This window comes from Rhodococcus jostii NBRC 16295 (assembly GCF_001894825.1).
GTDB classification, from domain to species: Bacteria; Actinomycetota; Actinomycetes; order Mycobacteriales; family Mycobacteriaceae; genus Rhodococcus_F; species Rhodococcus_F jostii.
In genome coordinates, this window is record NZ_BCWY01000033.1 from 63794 (window position 1) to 85539 (window position 21746).

Annotated in this window: 7 protein-coding genes; 3 read left to right on the top strand and 4 right to left on the bottom strand. The window is 67.4% G+C overall.

Features of this window, described 5'->3' with window-relative positions:
* Positions 1-7: 7 nt before the first annotated feature.
* Entirely contained in the window at positions 8-1270 is a 1263-nt protein-coding gene (locus tag RJ1_RS21760) for a pyridoxal phosphate-dependent aminotransferase (RefSeq protein WP_073363846.1), read from the bottom strand.
* Between the two features lie 150 nt (positions 1271-1420).
* Here RJ1_RS21760 and RJ1_RS21765 point away from each other — a divergent pair, with 150 nt between their 5' ends.
* The 3 genes from RJ1_RS21765 to RJ1_RS21775 all read left to right on the top strand — a co-directional run bounded on the left by RJ1_RS21765 (position 1421) and on the right by RJ1_RS21775 (position 16858).
* Positions 1421-2821: a carotenoid oxygenase family protein gene (locus tag RJ1_RS21765; RefSeq protein ID WP_073363848.1), complete on the top strand. Its 1401-nt coding sequence runs from the start codon at positions 1421-1423 to the stop codon at positions 2819-2821.
* Positions 2822-2845: 24 nt separating this feature from the next.
* Positions 2846-4795, top strand: coding sequence for a S9 family peptidase (locus RJ1_RS21770; RefSeq protein ID WP_073363850.1), 1950 nt, complete (start codon positions 2846-2848; stop codon positions 4793-4795).
* A gap of 204 nt (positions 4796-4999) precedes the next feature.
* Complete coding sequence (locus RJ1_RS21775; RefSeq protein WP_073363852.1) at positions 5000-16858, top strand: non-ribosomal peptide synthetase; 11859 nt, start codon at positions 5000-5002, stop codon at positions 16856-16858.
* Positions 16859-16901: 43 nt separating this feature from the next.
* Here RJ1_RS21775 and RJ1_RS21780 read toward each other — a convergent pair whose 3' ends face one another.
* The 3 genes from RJ1_RS21780 to RJ1_RS21790 all read right to left on the bottom strand — a co-directional run bounded on the left by RJ1_RS21780 (position 16902) and on the right by RJ1_RS21790 (position 21601).
* Positions 16902-18350: a dynamin family protein gene (locus RJ1_RS21780; protein WP_073363854.1), complete on the bottom strand. Its 1449-nt coding sequence runs from the start codon at positions 18348-18350 to the stop codon at positions 16902-16904.
* A complete protein-coding gene (locus tag RJ1_RS21785; RefSeq protein ID WP_073363856.1) occupies positions 18347-20089 on the bottom strand; it encodes a P-loop NTPase family protein in 1743 nt (580 codons plus the stop codon). Before RJ1_RS21785 ends, RJ1_RS21780 begins: the two co-directional genes overlap by 4 nt.
* A 90-nt stretch (positions 20090-20179) precedes the next feature.
* A complete protein-coding gene (locus RJ1_RS21790) occupies positions 20180-21601 on the bottom strand; it encodes a hypothetical protein (RefSeq protein ID WP_073363857.1) in 1422 nt (473 codons plus the stop codon).
* Between the last annotated feature and the right edge of the window lie 145 nt (positions 21602-21746).

Below are 21746 nucleotides of genomic sequence, written 5' to 3' on the forward strand. Positions count from 1 at the left end.
CTCGATCCTACTGCTTGTAGCTGGTGAGGAAATTACCGAACCGCTCGATGGCGACGGCGAGATCACGCGCCCACGGCAACGTCACGATGCGGAGGTGGTCGTGGTCGGGCCAGTTGAAACCGGTGCCCTGCACCATCAGGATCTTCTCCTGCAGCAGAAGGTCCTGGACCAGCTTCTCGTCGTCGTAGATCTCGTACACGTTCGGGTCGAGCCGGGGGAACGCGTACAGCGCACCCTTCGGCTTCACGCACGAGACACCGGGAATCATGTTGAGGCGTTCCCACGCCACGTCCCGCTGCTCGAGCAGCCGGCCGCCCGGCAGGATCAGGTCCTCGATGCTCTGGTGCCCGCCGAGCGCCACCTGGATGGCGTGCTGACCGGGCACGTTCGGGCACAGACGCGTCGACGCCAGCAGGTCGAGGCCCTCGAGGAACCCCGCGGCGTGCTCCTTCGGACCCGTGATGGCGACCCAGCCGGACCGGTAGCCCGCGACGCGATACGCCTTCGACAGTCCGTTGAACGTCAGGCACAGTAGGTCCGGGGCCAGCGTGGCCAGCGAGATGTGCTTGGCGTCGTCGTAGAGGATCTTGTCGTAGATCTCGTCCGCGAGAAGCAGCAGCTGATGCTTGCGCGCCAGGTCGACGAGCTGCTGCAGCACCTCCATCGAGTACACCGCACCCGTCGGATTGTTCGGGTTGATGACCAGGAGAGCCTTGGTCTTGTCGGTGATCTTCGACTCGATGTCCGCGATGTCGGGGTTCCAGTCGTTGCCCTCGTCGCACAGGTAGTGCACCGGGGTGCCGCCGGCCAGGCTCGTCATCGCCGTCCACAGCGGGTAGTCCGGCGCCGGGATCAGCACCTCGTCGCCGTTGTCGAGAAGAGCCTGCATCGTCATCGTGATGAGCTCGGACACGCCGTTGCCCAGGTAGATGTCGTCGACGTCGAGTTCGGGGAACCCGGGAACCAGCTCGTAGCGGGTGACGATCGCGCGCCGCGCCGACAGGATGCCCTTGGACTCGGAGTACCCCTGCGCGTACGGGAGCGCCGCGATCATGTCGCGCATGATCACGTCGGGCGCGTCGAAACCGAACGGCGCGGGGTTGCCGATGTTGAGCTTGAGGATCCGGTGACCTTCCGCCTCCAGCCGGGCGGCGTGGGCATGTACCGGTCCACGAATCTCGTAGAGCACGTTCTGGAGTTTGGTGGACTGCTCCAGCTTGCGGTGCGGCATGCGGTGATGGCCGTGGTCTGGGTTGCTCACGACGGTCATTCTCCCACTCCCGGGCAACCCGATTTCTACTGGTGGGTATCGGACGGCTCCTGCGTCGTCGAATGTCCCCGCCCGCGCGGGCAGCCGTCGTACCCTCGAGAAGGGGCCCGATCCGTTTCGTGTTCACAGTGCCCGGAGGGAACGACGCACATGTCAGCACCGGTATTTCCCCGACCCGCACCCGTCGACGTCGTGCATCACAGCCACCTCAGCGGGATCTTCGCACCGCAACGCGAGGAGGTGGACGTCCGGAATCTCGAGGTGATCGGCGAATTGCCCGCAGATCTGCACGGCGCCTATCTGCGCAACGGTCCCAACCCGCGCTTCGACCCCATCGGCAGCTACGTCTACCCGCTCGACGGCGACGGCATGGTCCACCGCATCGAGTTGACCGGCGGCGCCGCCGGCTACACCAACCGGTTCGTTCGAACCCCGATGGTGGAGGCGGAGGAGAAGGCCGGGCACGTCATCTGGCCCGGCGTCATCGACCCCTACACGCCGACCGAGGACGAGGTGGGGCCCGAACTCGCGGGCACGTCGCGTGAGCTGCCGGACATCAACATCGTCCGGCACGGTGGGCGACTGCTCGCGATGGCCGAGACCACGCTGCCGTTCCGCCTCGACCCCGCCGACCTGAGCACGCTCGGACGGGAGAACTGCGACGGGGCCATGGGTGTGGGGAGCACCGCGCATCCCAAACTCGACCCGGTCACCGGGGAGATGGTGCTGTTCAACTACATGTTGGAGGCCCCGTACCTGACGTGGTCGGTGGTGAACCCCGACGGTTCCGTGGCGCGGACACCGGCGCCGGTCGAGGGTGCGGACACGCCGCTGATGATTCACGACATGGCGCTCACCGAGCGCTACATCGTGCTGATGCTGTGCCCGCTGATCTTCGACATCGCCGCCGTGCTGACCGGCGGGTCCGTGCTGGACTGGCGGCCGGGCGACGGCACGAGGATCGCGCTGATCCCGCGCGACGGCGGTCCGGTGCGGTGGTCGACGCATGCCGCGTACTGGGTGTGGCACTTCGCGAACGCCTTCGACCTGCCCGACGGGCGAGTGAGCGTCGACTACGTCGAATGGACGTATCCCGGTGGGTTCGCGAAGGCTCCGGCGCCCTCGCTCGGCTCCCTGATCCGCGCCGTCGTCGACCCCGGCAGCGGCCGGATGACGCGGGAGGTGGTGTGCGACCGCGACGTCGAGTTCCCGCGGGTCGACGACCGTGAGCTCACCCGTGGGCACCGCACGGTCGCGACCGTCGGCAAACTCGATCGCAGCCAGGGACGGCAGGATTCGCTCTGGTTCTTCGACACGGCCCGCGGCACCGAGACGCACTGGGACCCGGGGAGCGTGTCCGTGGGCGAGCCGATCTTCATGCCCGGCACCGAACACGAGTACTGGGGAATGATCGGCACCGACCGCGTCGACCTGTCGTCCTGGTTTTTCGTACTCCCCGCCGACGATCCCGGGTCGGGCCCGATCGGGAAGGTGCGGCTGCCGATTCGGGTTCCGGCGGGTCTTCACGGCGCGTGGCTGCCAGCGGAGTAGGAGTCGGCGGAATATCCTCGGCGGATGACCTCTGCGCCCTACGGTTCCTGGCCCTCCCCGATCGCGGCGGCGGACCTCGCCTCCAGCGGCCACCCCGTCGAGGGCGGCCGGTACGTGGGCGAGGACGTGTGGTGGTCCGAACTGCGACCCAGCGAAGGCGGGCGGGTCGCGGTGCGGCGCCTCGGCCTCGACGACGAGCCGGAAGACGTCCTGCCCGCACCGTGGAACGCGCGCACCCGCGTCCACGAGTACGGCGGCGGCGGCTGGACCGTCACCGACGCCGGCCGGCTCGTGTTCGCCGAGTTCGGCGACCAGCGCCTGTATCTGCTGGAGGGCGGGACCCCGGTGCCGTTGACACCGGAGCCGCCGCAACCGTGCTCGCTGCGGTACGGCGACCTGTCGGTGGTCGACGGCGAGGTGTGGGCCGTCCGCGAGACGCACGACACGGAGGGCGGCGTCACCCGCGACATCTGCGTGATCCCGCTGGACGGTTCGGCCGCCGCAGACGCGCACCGGGTGCGGTCCGTCGTCGCCGGCTCGGACTTCCTGGCCAACCCGCGGCTGTCGCCCGACCGCAGGCACCTCGCCTGGATCGCGTGGGACCACCCCCAGATGCCGTGGGACGGTACCGAACTCAGGGTCGTGGAGATCGAGGGCGGCCGCGTGACCGGGAAGGTGCGGACACTTCTCGGCGGCCCCGAGGAATCGGTGCTGCAACCCGAATGGGTCGGGCCCACCGAGCTGTACACCATCAGCGACCGCAGCGGCTGGTGGAACCTCTACCGGGTCGGGATCGACACCGCCGACCCGGTGGCGTTGTGCCCGATGGACGCCGACTTCGGCGGCGCGCTGTGGATGCTCGGAGGCCGGTGGCATTCCCGCAGCGACGACGGCACGCTGCTGACCGTCAGAACCTTCGGCACCGACACCCTCGCCGTCCTCGATCCCGCCACCGGTTCACTCGCCGACATCCCCCTCGACGGCCTCACCAGCGTCGGACTCGGGGACCGTCGCGGCAACCGGATCCTGCTGCTCACCGGCGGCGCGCAGACGCCGTCGGGTCTGCGGGAACTCGACCTCGACACCGGCGACCTCCGGACCATCCGGCTGTCCGTCACCGACCTGCCCGAGTCGGCGTACCTCCCCGAGGCCCGGCAGCTGACGTTCCAGGGCGCCGAACGCGAAGTCCACGTCATCGCCTACCCGCCGCGTCACCCGCGGTACCAGGGGGAGGACGGGGAGCTGCCGCCCTATGTGGCGTTCGTGCACGGCGGACCGACGTCGCGGGTCGCGCCGTCGCTGAATCCCGTGTTCGCGTTCTTCACCAGCCGCGGCATCGGCGTCGTCGACGTGAACTACGGCGGCTCCACGGGATACGGGCGCGAGTACCGCAACCGGCTGCGGGGCCAGTGGGGCGTCGTCGACGTCGAAGACGTGGTGACGGCGGTGACCGGCCTCGCCGAGGCGGGAATGGCGGACCCCCGCAGGCTCGCGATCGAGGGCGGATCCGCAGGCGGGTGGACCGTGCTCGCGGCACTGACCACCTCGGACGTGTTCGCGTGCGGCGCGTCGTACTTCGGCGTGGCCGAACTCGACGGTTTCGTGAAGGAGACCCACGATTTCGAGTCCCGGTACATCGACGGCCTGATCGGCCCACTGCCCGAGTCGGCCGACCTCTACGCCGAGCGTGCACCGCTGAACAACGTCGCCGGGCTGAACTGCCCGGTTCTGCTGCTGCAAGGGCTCGACGATCCGATCGTGCCGCCGTCGCAGGCGGAACGCTTCCGGGATGCGCTCGTGGAGAAGGGCATCCCGCACGCCTACCTCGCGTACGAGGGAGAGTCGCACGGTTTCCGGAAGCTCGCCACCCTGATCAGCTCGCGCAACGCCGAACTCTCCTTCTACGGTCAGGTGCTGGGCTTCGAGCCGCCGGACATTCCGCGACTCGCACTCTGGCGGCCGCCCAACGGCTGACCGTCCACCCGGAATCCGAACGTTGCGATGCACACAACACACCATTTGTTGTGCTCTTCTCTGATCGCCGAGATAGAGACCGCGCGGTATCAACGGAGCTGGGTATCGCGTCGGCGGCTGGGCCGCGGGTAGCGTCGGAAAGAGGAGTCGATAGCCGCAGCCGAGTGAAATGGGCGTTCCGTTCGCACGCTTCAGCGTCGATATATGGATTGCCGAGGGCCGAGGGTGGCATCGCTGGAGGATTTCGATACGAATTCCGTCCATTCGGACACGGTGATGGCGAATGTCGTACCGCCGTCCGAGCTGTTCCCACTCTCCGCCGCGCAACGTGGAATGTGGTTCGCCCAGCACCTGCTGGGCGACGTCCCCATCGTCATCGCTCAGTACGTAGAGGTCGATATCGCTGATCTCGACATCGGCCTGCTCGCACGGATCGGACCCGCCGCACTCCGGGAGCTCGGTACCGGACTGCTCCGAATCGTCGAGTGGGACGGTGAGCCACTCCAGACGGTCGACGAGTCGCTCGGCTTCGAGATGACACACCTCGACTTCCGCTCCGACCCTGATCCGCGGACGGCGGCTCACGCGTGGATGCGCGCCGAGTACACCAACCCGATCGATCTCCTCCACGATCGGCTGATCCGCTCGGCAATGTTGCGCGTCTCCGACGACTGCTACTTCTGGTACTCGCGAATTCACCACATCGCCCTCGACGGCTTCGGTGCCATGACGTTCATGAACCGCGCCGCGGAGCTGTACACCGCGGCGGTCGAGAGTCGCGCGCCGGCAGAGTTCGTCGCGAGCGGATTGCGCGAGGTCGTCGAAGAAGAGGCGCGCTACCGCACCTCGAGCCGGTTCGAGACGGACCGCAAGTACTGGGCCGAACGTAGTCGCGATCTCCCCCAGGCAATCAGCCTCGCCGGGCGAGCGGCCGAGATCGGCGCGCAGTCGCTGGTGAGCAGCGCACCGTTGTCCGCCGCTACGACAGCCGCACTGCAGAGTCTGACCGACCGGGAACCGGGGGCGACGTTCGCGACAGCCGCCGTGGCCGCCATCGCTGCATTCTTGTCCCGACTGACCGGCCAGGACGATGTGGTGTTGAGCCTGCCGGTCTCGGCACGCACCACCGCCAGGCTGCGCCGCTCGGGCGGCATGATCTCGAATGTCCTTCCGATCCGACTCGCGATCGGGGACGAAACGACCTCCGTGGACTTGATGAGGTGTACGCAACTGGCGCTGACCGGAGCGCTACGTCACCAGAGGTACCGGCACGAGGACATACGACGGGACGCGGGCGTCCTGGGTGGTCGCCGGGGATTTTTCGGTCCGTCGATCAACATCATGATGTTCCACGACGAGATTCGGCTCGGTCCGTCGATCGGCCGGCTCCACGTGCTGACCACCGGTCCGGTGGAGGACCTCGTAGTGAACATCTATCCCGGTGTCGCAGGCGACGTGGCGCAGGTCGACTTCGAGGCCAACCCGAATCTGTACACCGAACAGGAGTTGCGCGGTCACCATGCCCGGTTCCTCGAATTCTTCACCGCCTTCGCCACGTCGGCGGCCACCGACCGCATCGCCGCTCTCGACGTGCTGCACGCCGACGAACGCGCGGCTCTCGTGCCATGTCGCGGTCCACGGGCAGAGCCGGAACGGCTCCTCCCCGACCTACTGGCCGACGGCGTTGCCGCCTCACCGGACGCAGTTGCGATTCGAGCGTCGGGAAGTGAGGTCACGTACCGCGAGCTCGACGAGCGATCCAATCAACTGGCTCGACTACTGATCGAATCGGGCGCCGGACCGGAAACCTTCGTCGTACTGAGCCTTCCCCGGTCGGCTGAGTCACTCGTCGCATTCTGGGCGGTCGCCAAGACCGGGGCCGGCTTCGTGCCCGTCGATCCGAGGCTCCCACCCGAGCGAGTCGCGCACATGCTGTCCGATTCGGGGGCATTGGTGGGGCTCACGCTGCACGAGCTGCGTGCAACATTGCCCGACGGCATTCACTGGCTCGTCCTCGACGACGACGGGGTGCGCGCACGCTGTGACCGACAGCGGAGCGCCGCGATCGGCGACGTGGATCGCCGCGCCCCGCTGCACGTCCACCACCCCGCGTACATGATTTACACATCGGGATCGACCGGGCTTCCGAAAGGGGTCGTCGTCACCCACAGCGGTCTGGCGAACTTCGCGGCCGGCGCCCGCCCGGAACTCGGCGTTCACGGCGAATCGCGGATTCTGCGGTTCTCGTCGGCCAGCTTCGACGCCTCGGTATTCGAGATGATCCAGGCCTTCAGTGCCGGCGCCACGATGGTCGTCGCCCCGCCCGAGGTGCACGGTGGAAGCGACCTCGTCGACCTGCTGAGCGAGCAGCAGGTGACGCACATCATCACGGCTCCCACGGTGATGAACACAGTCGACCCGCGTGGGCTCGAGCACCTCGAGGCAGTGGTGGTCGGCGGGGACGTGTGCACCCCCGACCTCGTGGAGCGATTCGGCCGGGTGTGTCGCTTCACCAACAGTTACGGGCCGACCGAGACGACCATCATCATCACCGCAGGTGAGCCGCTGACGCCGGGTGAACGGATTACCATCGGCCGGCCGATCCAAGGTGCGAGCGTCATCGTGCTCGACCGCAAGCTCCGCGCCGTGCCCGTCGGGGTGGTGGGTGAGCTCTACCTCGCCGGCCCAGGAAGCGCACGCGGCTATCACCATCGGCACGGGCTGACGGCGAACCGATTCGTGGCCGACCCCTTCGGTCGGCCGGGGTCGCGGCTCTACCGCACCGGTGACGAGGTGCGCTGGGTGCGGTCGTCGCACGGAGCCGAGGCGGGCGACTACACGCTCGAATTCATCGGCCGGTCCGACACCCAGGTCAAGATCCGTGGCTTCCGCATCGAACTCGGCGAGATCGACTCGGCACTGCTCGCTCAGGACGGCGTCAACTTCGCGGCGACGGTGGTTCATCGGACGGTGGGTGGCACGACGGCGCTGGTCTCGTACGTGCGCCTCGACACCGGTCGTGCATTCGATCCGATCGCGATTGTCGAGGGTGTCGCCGAAATCGTGCCGTCCCACATGGTCCCGTCGGCGGTGATGTGGCTCGAACACGTGCCGGTGACGGCGGCCGGCAAACTCGACCGCAGTGCACTGCCTCAACCACACTTCGGATCGGCCGAACACGAGTTCCGCGCCGCGTCGACACCGGCGGAGGAACAGCTCTCGGGTCTCGTCGCCGAGGCGCTCGGCCTCGACCGGGTGAGTGTGGACGACAGTCTCTTCGCGCTCGGCGGCGACAGCATCGTCGCAATGCAGATCGCCGCCCGGGCCAGGGAGTTCGGTCTCAGCTTCAGTGCGCGGGCCGTGTTCGAGCACAAGACGATCGCCGGAATCGCCGCCGTGGCGGTGCCGGTGGAGGCAACATCGGCGGTCGCCCTCGAGGAGCTCGACGGCGGCGGCGTCGGCCGTATTCCGCTGACGCCGATCATGTGCTCGATGCTCGAGAGGGGCCCGTTCGACGACTTCTTCCAGGCGCTGCTGTTGACCTTGCCGTCTGATGTCGATTCGGATCGGTTGACTGCGACGCTGGCGGCGGTGCTCGATCACCATGATGCCCTGCGTTCGACGTTCGTCCTCGACGGCGACGGTGACTGGGTGTTCGAAACGACGGCCGCCGGTACCGTGCCGGCGGGCGATCGGATTTCGAGGATCGTCACGGCGGCGGCACCCGGCAGCCGTGCGTTCACCGACGTGGTGAGCGCCGAGTGTGCGGCCGCTGCAGCGCGCCTGGACCCGGAAAACGGGGTCATGCTCCAGTTGGTGTGGTGTGTCTCCGAATCCGAGGGTGCGCGAGGCCGACTGCTGGTGCTCGCGCATCACCTGGTGGTGGACGGTGTGTCGTGGCGCGTGCTGTTGCCGGACCTTGCGACGGCGTGGCTGCAGCTGGGCGCGGGGCAGGCGCCGACGCCGGCCCCGGTGGGCACGTCGTTCCGCCGCTGGGCGCACGGACTGCAGGATGCGGCAGATCGAGGAACGCACCGAGGCGAATTGCCCTATTGGCGTGAGGTTCTCAGCGGCCCCGACCCACGGATCGGCACACGCCCGATCGCGTCCGCGATCGACACGATGCGCACGACCGAGCGGGTCCACATCGACGTGAGTCACGCCGTGACGGATGCGGTGCTCACTCGACTTCCTGATGTGTTCGGCTGCGGCGTCAACGACGGACTCCTGTCGGCGCTGGCGATGGCGGTGGTGCAGTGGCGACACTCGCACGGGATCGACGAACGTTCGGTGTTGCTGACCTTGGAAGGTCATGGGCGCGAGGAGGAGGCCGTGGCCTGCGCGGATCTTGCACGTACCGTCGGTTGGTTCACCAGCGCCTTCCCGGTCCGGCTCGAACTGCCCGCCGTCGATCTCGGCGGGGCCTTCGAGGGTGGACATGCTGCCGGTGTCGTGATCAAGACCGTCAAGGAACAGCTCGTCGCGGTGCCTGCCCGTGGCGTCGGATTCGGACTACTCCGGCATCTCGACGAGAGCACGAGGCCGATTCTCGGGGGTCTACCGGAGCCGCAGATCAGTTTCAACTACCTGGGCCGCATGAGCGTGCAACACCTCGGCGACATGCAGGATCTCGGCTGGCTGCCCGACCCCGAGGCTCCGGACCTGATCGCAGCGAGCGGATCCGGCATGACGGTGGCCGCGGTGATCGACATCAACGCGATGGTGGTCGACAGCCCCGAGGGACCCCGGTTGACGGCATCGTTCGCGTACCCGACCGGGGTGATCCGCGACTCGGACGTCGCGGCCCTCGCGGATCTGTGGCGAAGCGCCCTCGACGGCCTTGCCGCGCACACTGTTCAGCCCACCGCGGGTGGTCTGACACCATCCGATTGCCAGCTGGTCACGGTGAGCCAGAGTCGGATCGAGCGTTGGGAACACTCGCACCCCGGGCTGCGGGAGATCTGGTCGCTGTCCCCGTTGCAGTCCGGGCTGCTGTTCCACTCGACGCTGGCCGCCGATTCGCTGGACATCTACACCGCGCAACTGCGCATCGACCTCGAGGGCGCGGTCGACTCCGCGCGGTTGCGCCGTGCCGCTGCAGGCGTACTCGCACGCCACGCCACTCTGCGTGCCGCATTCGAGTACGACGATCACGGTGTCCCGGCGCAGTTGGTTGTCGACGCCGTGGACGTGCCGTGGCGTGAGGTGGATCTGACCGGGCACGGGTCGGCCGGAGAGGAACTCGAGCGTCTCCTCGACGACGACCGTGTCGCCCGATTCGACCTTGCCCGTCCTCCGCTGCTGCGTCTGCTGTTGATCCGCACCGCACCGGGAGAGTACGTGCTGGCACTGACGAACCATCACATCATCCTCGACGGGTGGTCGATGCCACTGCTGGTTCGCGAGTTGCTGGTGCGCTACGCCGCGGACGAGGCTCCCGCCCTTCCGGAGCCGCGGCCGTACAGCACGTACCTGGAATGGGTGGCGACATGCGACCGGGACGCGTCCTTACGCGCCTGGGAACGTGCACTGGACGGGCTCGACGAGCCGACACTTCTGGCGCCGCACGCGTCCTCGGAACAGCACGGCGTGCCGGGTGAGGTCGACATCGCACTGCCCGGTGCCCTGATCGATGCGCTCGACACGGTGGTGGCGCGCCATGGCGTCACCATGAACACCATCGTCCAGGCGGCGTGGGGAATGCTGCTGTCCCGGTTGCTCTCCCGTCGCGACGTGGTGTTCGGTGCCACCGTGTCGGGTCGGCCGCCGCAGCTCTCCGGTGTCGAGAGCATGCTGGGGCTGTTCATCAACACCGTGCCCGTGCGGGTGCAGATGGACCCGGACGAGACGTGCGCGCAGCTGCTCACCCGTCTTCAGGGTGAGCAAGTGTCCCTGCTCGATCACCATTACCTCGGGCTCGGTGACATCCAGGCACACATGGGTCTGGGCAACCTGTTCGACACGTTGTCGGTGTTCGAGTCGTATCCCGTCGACAAGTCCGGGTTCGACGAGCACACCGACATCGCGGGAATGCGCGTGACTGCTCTCGATGCGCGGGACGCCACGCACTATCCGATCACCCTGCTGTCGATCCTCGAACCACAGCTGCGGCTGAGCCTGCGTTACCAGCGGCGAATATTCGACCGCGACACCGTCACGACACTCGCGGCTCGCGTGATCGGGATTCTCGAGACCATCGCGCGCGACGCGGACACGCCGGTCGGCGACGTCGACCTGTTCGTTCCGAAGGAACGGGAGCTGGTGGTCGACACCTGGAATGCAACCGAACACCAGCTGCCGCGGCTCACCCTCGCCGAGCTGTTCGACGCACAGGTGGCTCACACGCCCGACGCCCCAGCCGTCGTGTTCGCCGGGACGGTGTTGACATACGCAGAGTTCGACGCCCGCGCGAATCAGCTGGCGCGGTTCCTGATCAGCGGCGGTGTGGGCCCTGAATCGCTCGTGGGTGTGGCGGTGCGACGCTCGGTGGATCTGCTGGTGGGAATTTATGCCGTGATCAAGGCCGGCGGTGCGTACGTTCCGATAGACCCGGACCAGCCGGCCGAGCGGATCGCGTACGTCGTGGCGACGGCCGGTCCGGTCGTCGTTCTCACCACCACCGCGGACCGCGTGGCGCTGCCCGCCGAGGTTCCGGCCGTCGACCTCGACACCCTCGATGTGTCGGCGCTGCCGGATGACCCCGTCCGGGGCCGGGACCGGTTGGGGCCGTTGGATACCCGAAACCCTGCGTATGTCATCTTCACCTCCGGCTCCACGGGCAGACCCAAGGGTGTGGCAGTGCCGCACGAGGGCATCGTCAACCGGCTGCTGTGGATGCAGCATCGGTACCCACTGAGCGACGACGACGCGGTTCTCCAGAAGACCCCCGTGACGTTCGACGTGTCGGTGTGGGAGTTGTTCTGGCCGTTGCAGACCGGCGCGCGACTGGTGATCGCCGAGCCGGACGGGCACCGTGACCCCGCCTATCTCGAACGGGTCATCCGCGCAGAATCTGTGACCACGGTGCATTTCGTGCCGTCGATGCTCGCCGTATTCCTGGCCGGGGCGCACGTCGACGGGTGCAGTTCCCTGCGCCGGGTGTTCACCAGTGGTGAGGCGCTGCCGCCTGTGACGGCGGCGGATCTGCACCGGGTGAGTGGGGCGGAGCTGCACAACCTGTACGGTCCCACCGAGGCAGCGGTCGACGTGACCTACTACGAGACCGGGCCGGACGAGACCACCGTGCCGATCGGAGCGCCGATCTGGAACACCCATACGTATGTGCTCGACGGACGCCTGCGTCCCGTCCCGGTCGGGGTGGCGGGGGAGTTGTACCTCGGCGGCGTCCAGCTCGCCCGCGGATACCAGGGCCGGTCCGATCTGACGGCGGACAGGTTCGTCGCGAACCCTGTCGCGGCCGCGGGAAATGTGCGAGACGGTAGTCGGCTGTACCGCACCGGTGACCTGGTCCGGTGGCTGCCGACCGGGCAGCTCGACTACCTGGGCCGCACGGACTTCCAGGTCAAGCTTCGCGGCCAGCGCATCGAACTCGGTGAGATCGAGGCGGCGCTGCTCCGGTACGACGATGTTGCACAGGCGGTGGTACTGGCCCGCAACGACGGGTCCACCGGCGACTACCTCGCCGCATACGTGGTGCCTGCGCCCGGGAGGTCCCCGCACGAGCGGGCGCTACTCGACGCTGCCGCAACGGCGCTTCCCCGATGCATGGTCCCGTCGGCGCTGGTCGTGCTCGCGGAACTGCCGTTGACCGCGAACGGCAAACTCGACCGCACGGCACTGCCGGTTCCCGAGTTCGCGAGTTCGGCGAAGTTCGTCCCGCCCGGAACCCCGACCGAGTATTTCCTCGCGGAGATTCTCGCGGACGTACTCGGCGCCCCGCGTATCGGTATGTCGGACAATTTCTTCGACCTCGGGGGCAACTCCCTCATCGCGACCCGTGTGGTTGCCCGGATCAACGCCGAGCTCGGCACCGCGTTGAGCGTGCGGTCGCTGTTCGAGGCGCCCACCGTCGGTGTCCTGGCCACCGTCGTCGACCGGATGCACGCTGGTGCGGGGCCGCGCTCCGCGCTCGTGTCCGGCCCGAGGCCGGACAGGCTTCCCCTGTCCCTGGCTCAGACCCGAGTGTGGTTCTTCAATCGGTTCGACCCCACGTCGAGTGCCTACAACGTGGCGGTGGCACTGCGGCTGTCCGGCGCCCTCGACGTCGATGCACTCCGCCGGGCCGCCGCGGATATCCTCGAACGGCACGAATCGCTGCGGACGATGTATCCCGAAGCCCCTGAGGGCCCGTATCAGCTGGTGCTGCCGGTCGACCATGCCGCGACCGGTGATCTGATCGACGTTGCGCCCGACGCCGTCCCGGCTGATGCTCTGGGTGCACGGATTCGCGCGGCAGTGGAACGCGGATTCGACGTGACCACGCAAATCCCGATCGCTCTGACGTTGGTGCGGTGCGAGGCTGCTGACGAACACGTGTTGGTGATGGTGGTGCACCACATCAGCATCGACGGTTGGTCGATCCAGGTACTCGCCGGCGATCTGGTGCACGCCTACTCCACGCGCGCAGCCGGCGACGCGCCGTCGTGGACGCCGTTGCCGGTGCAGTATGCGGATTATGCGTTGTGGCAGCGGGAGGTGCTGGGTTCGGAGGAGGATCCGGGGTCGTTGATGTCGCAGCAGATCGCGTATTGGGTGGGTGCGTTGTCGGGTGTGCCGGATGTGCTGGGTCTGCCGCTGGACCGGCCGCGTCCGGTGGTGCGGTCGGGGGTGGGGGCGAGTGTCGATTTCGCGGTGCCGGCGGCGACGGTGGTGGGTCTGGTGTCGTTGGCGCGTGAGCAGGGTGCGACGCCGTTCATGGTGGTGCATGCGGCGTTGGTGGTGTTGTTGGCGGGGCTGAGTGGGTCGACCGATATCGCGATCGGGTCGCCTGTGGCGGGTCGTGGTGATGCGGCGTTGGATGATCTGGTGGGGATGTTCGTCAATACGTTGGTGTTGCGGGCGCGGTGTGAGCCGGGTGAATCGTTCGCGGGGTTGGTGGGGCGGGTTCGAGATGTCGATCTGGAGGCGTTCTCTCGGGCGGATGTTCCGTTCGAGCGGTTGGTGGAGTCGCTGAATCCGGTGCGTTCGCAGTCTTTCTCGCCGTTGTTTCAGGTGATGTTGGCGTTTCAGAATTTCGTGCCGTCGAGGGTGGAGCTTCCGGGAGTGACGGTCGTGCCGATGGAGGTCGATCGGGAGGCGGTGCAGTTCGACCTGTCGATGGTTCTCAGTGAGGCGGCGGGGGGCGGGTATGCGGGGAGGTTGTCGTATGCGTCGGACATCTTCGATGCTCCGACGGTGCGCGGGATCGCGGAGCGGTTCGTGCGGGTGCTCGACGCGGTCGTCGATAGTCCGTCCGTCCCGGTGGGCGACATCTCGATCGTCGAAGAGAACGAGCGGCGTCAGGTGGTACGCGAGTGGAACATGACGGGACACGACGTCCCGGAGGGACTGCTGCTCGACGGATTCGATTCGCAGGTGGCCCGAAGACCGGACGCGGTGGCCGTCGTATACGACAACGAGTCGCTGTCCTATGCCGAGTTCGCTGCTCGGGTGAACCGATTGGCTCGTCGATTGATCGACGAGGGGGTGGGACCGGAGTCGTTGGTGGCACTGGGGATGCGCCGGTCGCTGGAGTTGGTGACAGGGGTCTACGCGGTGCTCCGAACAGGTGCCGCATTCGTGCCGTTGGACCCAGATCAACCCCAGGAACGCAACGACTACATCCTGGAAACCGCAGCCCCCGTGTGTGTCCTGTCCACCTCCAGAGATGGATTCGACGCGTCCCGGATTCGAGTACTGAACCTCGACGCGTTGGATTTGTCGGCGTATTCGTCCGAACCGGTTGGGGAGTCCGATGTCGTGACATCCGCACGGCCGGAGAATCTGGCGTATGTAATCTTTACATCGGGATCGACCGGACGACCCAAAGGCGTTTCGGTCAGCCATCGCGCGATCGTCAACCAATTATCCTGGTTGGCCGCCGAGTACGAGTTCGACGACTCGGATGTCGTGGTGCAGAAGACTCCGGTGTCGTTCGACGTATCGATGTGGGAATTACTGGTTCCGCTGGCCGTCGGTGCCCGGATGATCGTCGCGCGTCCCGACGGGCATCGGGATCCGGACTATCTGCTGTCACTGATGGAAACCTCCGGTGTTACCGTGGCCGCGTTCGTCCCGTCGATGTTGGCGGTGCTCCTGGCCGATCCGGAGGTTCGTCTACCGGATTCGTTGCGGTGTGTGTTGGCCGGTGGCGAGGAACTGCCGGTGGAATTGTCTGCGCGATGTGCGTCGCGGTCGAAGGCTCGGCTCGACAACAAGTACGGTCCCACCGAATGTGCGGTCACTGCGACGTCCCACCGATGCGACGGACTCGAGCGGGAGTCGGTACCGATTGGTGAACCCGTATGGAACACGACTGCACAGGTCTTGGACCGACGACTCCACCCAGTGCCCATCGGGGTCGAAGGAGAGCTGTATCTGGCAGGCGTACAGCTGTCTCGCGGCTATCATCGCCGCGCGGGGCTGACGGCGGAGCGGTTTGTGGCCGATCCGTTCGGGGCAGCAGGCACGCGTCTCTATCGCACGGGAGACCGGGTCAAGTGGAACCCACACGGAGAGCTCGTGTTTCTGGGGCGGTCGGACTTCCAAGTAAAGCTGCGAGGGCTGCGAATCGAGCTCGGCGAGATCGAGACCGCGCTGGTAGCACAGGAGTCGATCGTGCAGGCCGTGGTGATCGTGCACGAGGGCGACTTCGGTCAGAAGCTGGTCGGGTACGTGGTCCCCGCGGGGGGTCGGCTGGACGACGTGGACGCGGTCCGTGCCACGGCGGGCAGGTCGCTGCCCCAGTACATGGTGCCGGATGTGCTGATGGTGCTCGACGAGTTGCCGCTGACCGCGAGTGGCAAGCTCGACCGGAAGGCATTGCCGGCACCGGAGTTCGCGACGCGGGAGTTCCGGGGGCCGACGACGCGCCTCGAGCGAATCGTTGCCTCGGCCTTCGCCGACATCCTCGGTGTCGAGCAGGTGGGGCTGGACGACGATTTCTTCGCGTTGGGCGGCAACTCCCTGGTCGCGCCCAGGATCGTCGCCCGACTGAAGCAAGACCTGAGCGCGGCAGTTCCGTTGCAGTGGCTGTTCACGGATCCCACCGTCGAAGCATTGGCCTCTCGGATCGCGAGTGGGGCCACGGGCACTGCAGCGGAAGGGTTCGGGCCGCTGCTTCGGATCCGAGCGGACGGCGAAGCGGGGACGCCGCTGTTCTGTATCCATCCCATCGTCGGACTGTCGTGGTGCTACTCGGGTCTCCGTCAGTACCTCGACCCTGATCTGCCGATCTACGGCATCCAGAGTCCGTCGATTCTCGAGGACGGCTATCTGCCGGAGTCGCTCGACGAACTCGCGGACCGTTACGTCCGCGAGATCCGCCAGATCCGACCATCCGGTCCGTACCGACTACTCGGCTGGTCACTCGGCGGTGTCATCGCACATGCGATGGCGGTCCGGATTCAGGCGGCCGGCGAGGGCGTGGAATTGCTGGCCATGATGGACAGCTTCGCCGGCGCGAGTGCGGTCGAGGAAGGGTCGGCCACGCAGGTGTCGGTGAGTGAGTTGCTGGGTGGGTTCGCCATCGAAGAGACAGCACTCGAGCGCATCCCCGACCGGAGCCTCAGTGGTGTCGCTGTCGCGTTGGCCGACCTGAGCGGGCACTCCGTAGAGCAAGCGGAACAGGTCGTGGGGCGGCTCGTGTCGACGGCGGAACGAAACTCGAGGTTGATGTCGGAGTACTCGCCTCCGCGCTTCGACGGAGACATCGTGTTTTTCACCGCGGCGGCCGACGATGCCACCGGCGAGATCGCGGCCCGTGGATGGGTGAACGCGGTCACGGGGGTGGTGCGCAACCACGCCGTGGCAGTCACGCATTGGCAGATGACGTCACCCGACGCTCTTGCCGTCGCCGGCCCGATCCTGAACGAGGCCCTGAGAGAGCAATCAACAAATGAGTGAACCGGTGGGCCAACATGTCGGACGAGTCGCCCGACGCTGAGCGTCATCGCGCGAGCAGTGCCTCGCAGGACCGCGCCGCGCACGCACACGCCTGAACCGTCGCCGTGTCTATCGTCGGCCGGCCCGCCTGGGACCGCCAGAACCTGAGTGCGGTCAGCGCCACTCGGGAGATCTGCTCCTGGCCGGCGTCGGCGGGCATGCCGAGGCGGATGTGCGGCGACATGCCCTCGCCGCCGAGCATCCGCTCGAGGAGCACGACATCCGCGTCCCGCAACTGCAGACCGCCGGTGCGCAGCCCCGACAACACCCGTAACTCCCGGAACACGTGGGTGTCCGCGAGCAGCCGATCGGCCGCCCGGCTCAGGCTGCGGCTGGCCGACGACGGTGTCCGCGCCAAGACCGCCTTCAGTGAGCGGAGGGCCGAATGTGCTTTCAGTTCGGTGCTCCGCTGGCCGAACTGCAGATGCAGGGTACGGCGGAGGTCCTCGAGACCGCTGTGCGCCGTCAGTTCCCGGGCCAGCGCCGGCGCGTCGGTCGCGCCCGTGCGGATCAGCATGACCGCGAACCGGGTACCGAACAGACCGAAGGCGTCGAGGAGTTCGCGCCGCTGCCCGGTCGACAGCAGGAGTTCGGTGTCTTCCGCGGTGAACCGCGTGACCGAGCGCAGCGCCGCCTCGAGCGTGCCCTCGGGAACGGTGGCGAGTACGGCCAGGTCGTCGAATTCGGTCTGGCGCAGGGTGCGACCGCGGAGCGCGAGAAGTCCCGACACGGGGAGCAGGCTCCGCTCCACCCGGCGGCCCGCGTCGTCCGCGGCTGCCCGGGCCGCGTCGAGGTTGCGTTCGCGGCCGCCCTTCACCTCGTCGGCCCGGGACAGCACCCCGACGATGCCGAGCGGGCCTGCCGCGGTCCCGACCCGCGTCTGGAGTTGGTCGAGCAACCGCACGTCCGCGCCGTCGGTGCCCCGCGTCAGGTAGACGACGGCGTCGACGTCACACGGCCTGTCCTCGGGCAGCAGCAGCGCCCGGGTGCGTGCCGACACGTCCCGCGAGTTCGACGACGTACCCGGGGTGTCGACGAGCGTGAACTCGCCGAGCAGTGGCGACGGCCAGCCCACCTGCAGCTTCTCCACCCGGTCCGCGGTGACCCCGCCGAGGTCCAGTGCGAGGCGGCCTTCGTCCCGGTGCACGGCCAATCGCGTCCGGCGTCCGGAGTCGTGGGTGAGATCGATTCGCGGAGTGGTGGACTGCTCGAACCAGGTGACGACCCGGGTGCACTCGGTGGCGTCCGTCGGCGCGATCTCCTCACCGACGAGGGCGTTGAGGAGCGTCGACTTCCCGGCCTTCACTGTGCCGGTGAGGGCGACGCGGAGCGGCTCCTCGAGTCGGGCGGCGCTGTGCCGGAGTTCCTCGACGGAGGCGGGGTCGCTACGCAGTTCGTGCCGGGCGGCGTCGATCAGCTGGCGGGTCTGTGAACCCAGACGTGTGACGCTCATGCCGTCACCTGCCCCGCGAATCCGGCGGCCTGCAGTCGGATCTGCCGCAACGTGTCGAGTTCTGTGCGGATCTGCGCCGACCGCGTGGCACGGTAATCGTCGTGCATCTTCGACGCGTCCGCCGCGGCGCGCAGCGAATCGTCGACGGACCGAAGCATCTCGTTCGCGAGGTCGGTGAAATGGTCGCGCAGGACGCGCTGCACCTCCCGCAGCCGTTGCTTCGATTCCTTCCCCACCTGGAAGATCACGTCGTCCATCAACCTCGACACCGCCACCTTCGCCTCCGCCTGCCTGCGGGCGGTGCGTGCCTTGCGGTCCTCGCGATACGTGTTGGCGCCGAGCAGGACTCCCGCGCCGATCGAGAAGGGGTTCACCAGTGCCAGGCCGGCAAGGCTGGTGACCAGCCCGACCATCAGCACACCACCGTACGATCCGCGCATGCTGGAGAGGACGCGTTGGGTGAACCCCTGCGAGCTCTCCAAGGATTCGAGGGTGTTGACGGGTTCGAGGACATGATCGACGTTGTCGATGTGCAGCGCCGGGACGGGGACCTTGCCGTCCTCGGCGAAACGGTGCGCGACCGAACGGGCCAGATCGAGCGAGCGGGTGTGGGCCATCACGAAGTTCTCCCGCACACACGTCGCGATCTCACCGTCGAGCCAGGAACCGAACTCCTCCCAGCGCGGCGCCGGATCGGACGTGCCGATGTCCTGCTCTGCCGCACGCATCACGGTGCGGAGACGATGACGCAGATCGTGCTCGATGTCCGTCATCAACTCGATCGCGCCGTCGGCCAGCGTGTGCTGCCAGTTCGCGGAGCGCTGCCGGAGCTGATCAGCCGCAGTCCGGGCCTGCGTCATCTGTGCGAGCAGCGCCGCGCCACGCTGCGGATCACGCAACGCATCGAGTTCGGCGCTCAGTGACAGCGAGAGATGGTCGGTGACGGTGCGCACATCGGCGATCACGGAATTGCGGAGCACCACATCCGCTTTCGCGATCACCTGACCTCGCAGGTAGTCGACCAACTGCGGTATGCCCGACTCGACGTCGAGTTCGTTGTCGCCGGCGTCCCGGGCGTCCTGATGCATCAGCGCGGACACCGGCAGCAGCGGCAGCGGGAGGTCCGCGTTCTGCAGGTGGGTGCGGTTGGCCTTCTGGATGTCTGCCCAGCGAGGATAGAAGTCGATCTTGTTGACGACGCAGATCACCACGGGACACAGTTTCTGCACCTGCGTGAGCAGAGCGATCTCGGGTTCGGTGTATTCCTGACTCGCGTCGGAGACGAACAGCACCGCATCCGCCGTGGGAACCAGCGCCAGGGTGTCGGCGGCACGGGCGGGGGCGTGACCGGAGAATCCGGGAGCATCGACCAGCACCAGCCCCTCGGCGAGTAGGGGATGAGGGAAGGTGACCGTCGAATCCGTATCCGACGCGGCAGGCCCGTACTCGACGACCACCGGTTCGTGCCGGGAATTCGCCGGCGCCGACACGTCCGCGTCGACGAGCGCACCCGTCACGGAACTGACCCCCTTGTCGGTCAGACCGAGCACCACGACCCGCGTCCGGGGATCGGCGAGACGGGACTCGGTGTGCGACAGCCGGGTCACGAGATCACCGCGGCCCGCAGCGCGGGTGAGCGTCGCGAGCCGCGCCAGCAGCGCCGACATCGACGCAGCAGTCTCGGCGGGAAGATTCGGGTGCACGAGGACGGCGGGGGAGGATTCGAGGGTGGCGTTCATGATCTCCGCAAGAGTGGGTGACGGACGTTCGGGGGAGAGGGGAGTGGCGGGCCCGCGTGCAGGGGAGTCGGCGGACCCGCCCCGTCGAGGTCAGAACACGTGCTGGTCGACGATGGTCGTCGCAGTCAGGCTCTGATCATGGGCATCGAGCGTGGTGCCGGAATCGGCCGTCAGCCCGGACGTGAGGCTGGTCGCGCTCGTGGAATCGAGTGACGTGCCGGTGTCGAGCGTGGTTCCCGTGTCGAGTGTGGTGCTCGAGTCGTACGCGGTTGCGGTGTCGAAGGTCGTTGCGGTGTCCGTTGTATGGGTGGTGTCTGTATGGGTGATGTCGGCGGTCTGGGTGGTCTGCGCGGTGTCCGTCGCCGTCGCGGCGGCGGTGTCGGCCGTGATCGTGGTGGTGGCAGCCTGGGACCGGCCGAGGTCGGCGGTCGGTGCCGTTGCCGTGGTCGTCGCCTCCGCCGTCTGAGTCGCGGTGGTCGTCGCATGGTTGTCGGTCGTGTCGGACGATGTTGTCGTCTGGGTTCGGCCGAGATCCGCGGTGGGTGCAGTCGCGTTCTGGGTGGCGGCGGAGTCGGTGGTGACAGAGTTCGAGGGGGTCGACGCCGCTTGCGTACCGCCGTCGCCGGCGGTCGACGTGACATCCGAGGTCCGCGTATTCTGCTGGTCCGAAACCTGATTCTGGCTCTGGCCCTGATTCTGGCCCTGATTCTGATTCTGCACGGACGTTGCCGACACGGACGTCGGTTCGGTGTTCGTCTGCCGGATCGTCATGTCGAGTGGCTGCGACGTCACCGCCGAATCGGAGTGCGTCGACACCGGTGTCGACGTGATCGGCTGTGCCGCGGCTGTAGCCGCCGCGGGCGCCGCGCTCGCGCCGGGACCTGCCGCGACAGGCTGAACGGAAGAAGACATCGGTGACGACACCGAGGTGGTCGGCCCCAGAGTCGTCGGCTGGGTCGCAACCGGGTTGCCCTGGTTGAACGCGGGCTGGCTCGCCGAAGCGCCGGTCGAGTTCATCGACGACTCGCCGCGACCGGAATTTCCGAACGAAGTCGACATCCCTGCCTGAGCGTTCTCGTGACCCGCTCGTGCACCAGACACATCGGGATTGTCGGTGTGTCCCGTGTGGTCGTCGGCGGCGTTGTTCTGGTGCGCTTCGTTGGCAGTGTCGTGGTGGTCGGTGTTCGGGTGGTCCTGGTTGCCGGCTGTGGTGTGGTTGTCGCGGCCGACGTTCTCGAACTCGCGACTACCGCCGTCGCGCGGTGCATCGTGGCCGGCTCCGTCGGCTGAGCGCGAATTCTGCTGCAGAGCAGTGTGTTGGGAGATGCCGTCGCCGATCGAGTTCGCGGGGTGCAGGTCGCGTAGGAGCCCGTCGAGTCCGTTGCGCAGAAGGTCCGCGACGGGCGGTGCACCAGCAAGGTCGGGCTGCGGTGCCCGCACGTCGAGCGTGGCGTGCGGGGCGGGAACGTCGTGATCGATGACGGTCGATGGGTGGATTTCGCTTCTCGTCATGAGTGCTCCTTCAGTTCGGGTTTGCCCCTTCGAGGCGACTGACGACGACGTTATGGACCATTCCTGGGAACACCATAGGAGGACGCTGCACCTTGCCTAGGGGCGGGCGCGGCCACGTACACAGGAACATCGCAGGAAGCACACA